The following is a 5727-nucleotide window of genomic DNA, read 5'->3' as shown; positions in this document are numbered from 1 at the left end:
GTATCGCGTGCCCTAGCTCTGGTTCTTCGGAGCCCAAGCAGCACCACGGCCCGGCTGTCGACGCACTCCGCGTTGCCCGCGAAACCCGGGAAGCCGGCGGCACGGTGGTGGCGACGGGCGGATGCTTCGACCTGCTGCATGCCGGACATGCCCGCACGCTGTCCGCAGCGCGGCGCCTGGGGGACTGCCTGATCGTCTGCCTGAATTCGGATGAGTCCGTCCGCCGGCTCAAGGGCAGCCAACGCCCCATCATGGGCGAGGACGACCGCGCGGAACTGCTGAGCGCCCTCGAGTGCGTCGACGCCGTCTTCGTCTTCGGCGAGGACACCCCGGAGGAGGCGCTCGCTGCCCTGCGCCCTGACATCTGGGTCAAGGGCGGCGACTACTCAGCTACGGAGCTGCCCGAATCTGCACTCCTGCGCTCGTGGGGCGGGCAAACCGTCACTGTTCCCTATATACCCGCACGATCCACCACATCCCTGGCCGCGGCGCTCGCCGAGGTCGGATAGCCAAGTAAAAGAACACAGAGAGGACCACATGTCTGTTCCTGAAAGCAACAGCACCTTCAATCCGGGCCGCGTCCTGGTCACCGGTGGAGCATCCGGGCTGGGAGCGGCGATCGTAGCCCGCGTGCTCGACGCCGGCGGAACGCCCGTCGTGCTGGACCGGGACATCAGCACTGTCTCGGGCGTGAAAGCGCTGGAGGTCGACGTCGCGGACCGTGAGGCGGTGACCGGCGCCGTGCAGCAGGCGGCCGATACGCTCGGCGGATTGGACGCCGTCGTCACGGCCGCGGGCATAGATCGCTGCGGCCGGCTTGAGGACGTGGCGGCGGGAGAATGGGAGAAGGTGCTGGCGGTCAATCTCACAGGGACCGTGTCCACCGTCCGCGCCGCGTTGCCCTACCTGAAGACGAGCCACGGACGCGTGGTCACCATCGCCTCGACCCTGGGCATCCGGGCTGTCGCTGATGCGACCGCCTACTGCGCCTCGAAGTTCGCAGTGGTCGGTTTCAGCCATGCACTGGCGGCGGAAATGGCAGGCGAGGTGGGAGTCACCACCATGATTCCGGGCGGCATGGAGACCAAGTTCTTCGATGACCGGGACGAGAAGTACAAGCCGCAGGACAACTCACGGCTCAACAACCCGGCGCGCGTGGCGGACGCGATCCTGTTCGCACTGTCACAGCCGCGGGGCTGCGAGGTCCGGCAGATGCTTATCTGCCACGAAGAAGAGGGGTCGTGGCCGTAAGGTCCCGGACGTCGTCGTAAATGGCGTCGGGCTGGATCTGCTGGACAAACGAGTCATCATGCTCGCACCGTTCAGCGGTCCAGCCCACCTGCGTAACGTCCACGCCGCACACCGGGCAGTTGGTGGCCCAGGCGAGGTGCACGCGGTGCAGCACGCGCCCCATGGCGCCGGCGTTGATGACGTTGCCCACCCAGAAGATCCCGACTGTAGGCGTCCCGACCGCCTGGGCCAGGTGCCGTGGTCCGCTGTCATTACCGATAACAACGGTGGCTACTGACAGCACGCCGGTGAGCTCGCTGAGGGACAGTTGTCCGGCCAGGGACCGGATACCCGGGACTTCAGTTCCGGGTTGAACTCCTGCATGGTGACCATCTCTGTGGTGACCCCCTGCCAACCGGACAATCTCCGCTGCCAAGGGGGCGTCGCCGTCGTCGCCCACAATCACCACGTCACTGCCGTCGCGTGCAGCCCACGCCGCAACCGTGGCAAACGACGACGCCGGCCACCGCCTCCGTGGATCGGTGGCACCCGGATGGATCACCAGGAGCGGCCGCGTTCCGGCGCCCGTGATCCGTTGCCCGGCAGCCGTTTCTTCCTCAGTGACCGTCAGTTGCGGTTCAAGGCACACCGGTGCGGCTCCCGCCAGGCCCACCACTTCAAGGGACCGCAGGAACTCGTTCTGGTAGTAGACATAGGGCGCGCTGCGTTCCAGCTGGACCGCGTCCGGCGTACGGGTTCCGACGGTATGCCGGGCGCCCAGTTTCAGGAGGAACGGGTTGGAGTTGCGGCCTCCGCCGTGAATCTGGACCGCGAGATCGAAATTGCGGGAGCGCATGGATGAAAAGAAGTCGGCGGTCGCCTTCCCGTCCTCAAGCCCGGGGCGGACTCCGGAAGCGTAGGGAAGAACTTCCACCTCAGCGACCGGACCGGGCCTGTTCCGAAGGAGCTCTGCGTGCAGCGGAACTCCGAGCAGGGTGATCGACGCTTCCGGATACGCTGCGGAAAGGGCGCTGAGGGCGGGATAGGCAAACATCAGGTCACCCAAGCCCCCGCCCCGAAGGACGGCGATGCGCTCGACGTTGGGGAACGGGTCCAGGAGCGGGCCGACGCCCGAGCCCATTGCTGCGGATTGCCGGTTCGCTGCCAGGCTGTTGGTCATTGTCACCTCCGGGATTGGGTAGGACGGCTACTCGGTTTCGTCACCGTCGGTCAGGTCAGCGATCAGCGCCGTGGATGCGCAGTCGCGGATCCCGTTGATCCCGGACACAGCTGTGGGCTTGTCGCTGTACGGCTCGCTCGTCATCAGGGTTGCGCCGTCGTCTCCGGTCAGTCGGAACCGGTAACGCTTCGCATCATCGAAGTAGAGCTCGAACTTGCCTGCCATCTCAAACTCCCTTGCTACGCGGTGTCTGGCGTTTATTCATCGTAGATTATCAGCCTGCTTATCAAGGGGAAGGCTGACAAGCATCGACAAGAGGAAAGTAGTAAGCATACTGTTGATTGATGGAGGGTGGTCCACCCCCGAATCCTCGATCGGAAGGAGACTGGTCATGGCAAAGCAGAAGCTATGGGCGATCGCAGCTGCGGCGGGTATCAGCGCCGTGCTGCTGACCGGATGTGACGATCCGGGCGGAGGAGACTCGCCGGAAGAAGTTGAAGAAACCGAGTTCGACGACAACAACGGTATTGACGATGACCTTGAGGACGACTCGCGCGGTAGTGAAGAGCCCTCGGACGTAGCCACTGAACCTTCGGAGTGATAACCCATGACGCAGAGCAACTCTCCTCGGCATGAAGACCTTCCCCTGCCGGACTATGACCATCTCCCGCTGGGAACCCTGCCCACGCGCATCAATGGACTCGATGAGGAGGCTGTCTCCCAGCTCCTGGAGTATGAACGGGCACACGGAGACAGGCTTCCCATTGTGCAGGTCCTTGAGCACAGGTTGGACGCACTGCGCAACGGCGCGGTACCAAGCGGACCGGAAAATCCTGGCACTCCGGAGAAGACCAGCAGCAGCAGTGGTTCGCCCGTGAGCCCGGAAACATCAGGCCCGCCGGTGAATCCGCCGTCGCAGGGAGTGCCCACCAACCCGGCCCAGCCGCGCTGATTTCAGGAAGGAGTATCTCGTCATGGCAGATAAACCAGGTAACCAGACCCCCAACACCCCGGATGTCAGCGAAAGCGACCTGCGGGAGATGAAGGTTGATGAACTGCGCGAGGAAGCACGCGAGGCCGGCGTCGGCGCCGTCTCAGGAATGAAAAAGGAAGAACTCGTCAAAGCTCTCGCCGAAGCCCGTTCCGGTAGCGGCGGCGACGGCAGCGGTGAAGGCTCCGGTTCCGAAGATGACCTTGGGGCCGGCCCTGACGGCGGGAAAATCCGCCGGGGACCCGAATCCTCGAAGTCCCTGAAGTACTCCCAGGAAGTCACCTCTCCTGATGAGGAACCCGAGCGCGAGGGGCGCAGCCTTGTCACCACGCACCACGAAGTAATCAAGGAATGGGCGGAAGAACGTGGAGGTGTACCGGCAACGGTCGGTGGGACCGAGCATGATGACCACCTCGGCGTCCTCCGCTTCGACTTCGGAGGGGATGACAGCAACCTCCGGCACGTCAGCTGGGACGAGTGGTTCAAGACGTTCGATGAGCGGCAGCTCAACTTCATCTATCAGGAGAGCAGGACCGACGGCAATCAGTCGACGTTCTTCCGGCTGGAGAATCCGGGGAGGGAGGACGCGTGAGCGTTGATCCCGACGCAGGACAGACAAGCACTGATCCCGCAGAGACCCAGGAAGAGACTGAGACACAGGAAGAGACCGTCGAAGCGGTGGCAGAGGACGTCCGCTCCGAAATCCGGCTCGGTCATGTGGAGGATGACGTGACCCACGTGCTGGAGGAAAGGCTGGACGAGGCAGGCGTGCACCTGCGGCCGGAGAAGGTCGATGATCTCGCCGAAGACATCGAGAATGACGTCTCCACCTAAGGCGCCCGGAGCGGGGCCGGCCACGGGACGGCGCGTCGCGTGAACACAGACAACAAGTACGACGTCGTCATTATCGGAGGCGGCGCGGCTGGCCTGAGTGCCGCCCTCCTTTTGGGGCGTGCACGGCGGCGGGTTGCCGTCGTCGACTCCGGAAAACCCCGCAACACGCGGGCGGAGCACATACACGGGTATCTCACCCGCGATGGGGTTCCGCCCGCCAGGTTCCTTGAGTTGGCGCGCGAGGAGGTCCGAAGCTACGGTGTCGAGCTCACCGACGCCACGGCGGAGGAGGTCTACGCCGATCGCAGGGTGTGCCTGGATGACGGCCGGATGCTGTCCGCCCGGCAGGTCATCCTCGCCTTCGGTCTGCGGGATGTGCTGCCGGACGTCGAGGGCGCCGAGTCCCGGTGGGGCCGGGGCCTGTTCCAGTGCCCGTACTGCCATGGCTGGGAGTACCGGGACAGGAAGCTCGCCGTCCTGGGAACGGGCGGGTCCTCAGTTCAGCAGGCGCTGCTGGTCCGGCAATTTTCCGGTGATGTCACGCTCTTTACCCATGAGATGGCAGGCCCTGACGGTGAAACGGCGGCTGATCTGGCGTCCTGCGGCGTGAAGATTGTCCAGGGTCGCGTGCGGGCGCTGGTCGCCGGTCCTGAATCCCTCACCGGCGTCCGGCTTGAGATCGGGGAACTCCACGCGTGCGACGCCCTGTTCTATGAACCGGGCGCAATCGTTGACACTTCCATTGTGAAGGTTCCGGATTGCCGGACTTCCGAGAACGGCTGTGTCACCACCGACGAACTGGGCCGCACCGGCGTTGAGGGAATCTGGGCAACCGGGAATGCTGCTGATCCGGCGGCCCAGGTCATCGTTGCCGCCGGCGACTCCTACCGGCTTGCAGTGGCGGTGAACGCAGCGCTGATTGAGGATGACGTAGCTCAGGCCCGGAGCTCACTTCCATAAAATAAGCGTACTTATTGCTTCCCCTTCCAGGGGGGCTGGGCTAGCGTCGGACTATCTGCTGGTTCACCGTCTGGAAGGAGTGGCTGCCATGGACATGGCCACCATCAACGCTTCGCTGGATAACATCATCGGGCGGGTGGAACGGGCTGAAGCCCTTGACCGCCCGGCCAACGCGCTCGCAAACCTGGTGGGTAAATGGTTGAAGCCCGGGCCCGTGAAGAATCTTCTCAGCGGCACCGGGACCGGGCATCCGGCGCACCCCATCCTGATCCTGCTCCCCCTGGGTTCGTGGGCGTCAGCCTTCTTCCTTGACCTGGCCGGTGGACCTGACGGCGGGAGTGCGACGGCGGCGCGCCGGCTGATTATCCTCGGAAACCTCACCGCCCTGCCGACGGCCCTGACCGGGCTCAGCGACTGGGCAGATACCCAGGGAGCCGAGCGCCGGGTCGGCTTTGTCCACGCGGCCCTCAACATCACGGCTCTCGGGGTCTTCACCGCCAGCGCCGCTGCGCGCGCCACTCAGGCACGTGGT

At 64.6% G+C, this 5727-nt stretch carries 10 protein-coding genes; 8 read left to right on the top strand and 2 right to left on the bottom strand.

Going from position 1 to position 5727, the window contains the following annotated elements; all coding sequences use genetic code 11:
* Both rfaE2 and P4U43_RS17505 read left to right on the top strand, forming a co-directional pair.
* A partial coding sequence (gene rfaE2 / locus P4U43_RS17510; protein WP_277359880.1) for a D-glycero-beta-D-manno-heptose 1-phosphate adenylyltransferase occupies positions 1-509 on the top strand: 509 nt, incomplete at its 5' end.
* Between the two features lie 28 nt (positions 510-537).
* Positions 538-1251 (top strand): SDR family oxidoreductase, encoded by a 714-nt coding sequence (locus tag P4U43_RS17505; RefSeq protein WP_277359879.1) that lies wholly within the window; start codon positions 538-540, stop codon positions 1249-1251.
* Here the strand turns inward: P4U43_RS17505 and P4U43_RS17500 are convergent.
* Positions 1217-2410 carry a glycosyltransferase family 9 protein gene (locus tag P4U43_RS17500; protein ID WP_277359878.1) on the bottom strand — a complete coding sequence of 398 codons (1194 nt, stop codon included), beginning with the start codon at positions 2408-2410 and terminating at the stop codon, positions 1217-1219. The two genes, P4U43_RS17505 and P4U43_RS17500, sit on opposite strands and share 35 nt — an antisense overlap.
* A gap of 27 nt (positions 2411-2437) precedes the next feature.
* Positions 2438-2635, bottom strand: a complete 198-nt coding sequence (locus tag P4U43_RS17495) for a YegP family protein (protein ID WP_277359877.1) — start codon at positions 2633-2635, stop codon at positions 2438-2440.
* A gap of 166 nt (positions 2636-2801) precedes the next feature.
* On the opposite strand from P4U43_RS17495, the gene P4U43_RS17490 reads away from it, so the two are divergent.
* From P4U43_RS17490 to P4U43_RS17465, 6 genes are all read left to right on the top strand, one after another.
* Complete coding sequence (locus P4U43_RS17490) at positions 2802-3011, top strand: hypothetical protein (protein WP_277359876.1); 210 nt, start codon at positions 2802-2804, stop codon at positions 3009-3011.
* Positions 3012-3017: 6 nt separating this feature from the next.
* The gene (locus tag P4U43_RS17485) at positions 3018-3362 is read left to right on the top strand and encodes a hypothetical protein (protein WP_277359875.1); all 345 of its coding nucleotides are present in this window, start codon (positions 3018-3020) and stop codon (positions 3360-3362) included.
* Between the two features lie 22 nt (positions 3363-3384).
* Positions 3385-3993 (top strand): Rho termination factor N-terminal domain-containing protein, encoded by a 609-nt coding sequence (locus P4U43_RS17480; protein WP_277359874.1) that lies wholly within the window; start codon positions 3385-3387, stop codon positions 3991-3993.
* Positions 3990-4235 carry a hypothetical protein gene (locus P4U43_RS17475; RefSeq protein ID WP_277359873.1) on the top strand — a complete coding sequence of 82 codons (246 nt, stop codon included), beginning with the start codon at positions 3990-3992 and terminating at the stop codon, positions 4233-4235. Before P4U43_RS17480 ends, P4U43_RS17475 begins: the two co-directional genes overlap by 4 nt.
* A gap of 39 nt (positions 4236-4274) precedes the next feature.
* The gene (locus P4U43_RS17470; RefSeq protein ID WP_277359872.1) at positions 4275-5195 is read left to right on the top strand and encodes an NAD(P)/FAD-dependent oxidoreductase; all 921 of its coding nucleotides are present in this window, start codon (positions 4275-4277) and stop codon (positions 5193-5195) included.
* An 88-nt stretch (positions 5196-5283) separates the two neighbouring features.
* A partial coding sequence (locus tag P4U43_RS17465; RefSeq protein ID WP_318533047.1) for a DUF2231 domain-containing protein occupies positions 5284-5727 on the top strand: 444 nt, incomplete at its 3' end.

Origin of the sequence: Arthrobacter vasquezii (assembly GCF_029455255.1) — a bacterium.
Lineage (GTDB): Bacteria > Actinomycetota > Actinomycetes > Actinomycetales > Micrococcaceae > Arthrobacter_D > Arthrobacter_D parietis.
Note: the sequence above shows the minus strand (reverse complement) of the source record. Positions and strands in the feature narration are given on the sequence as shown.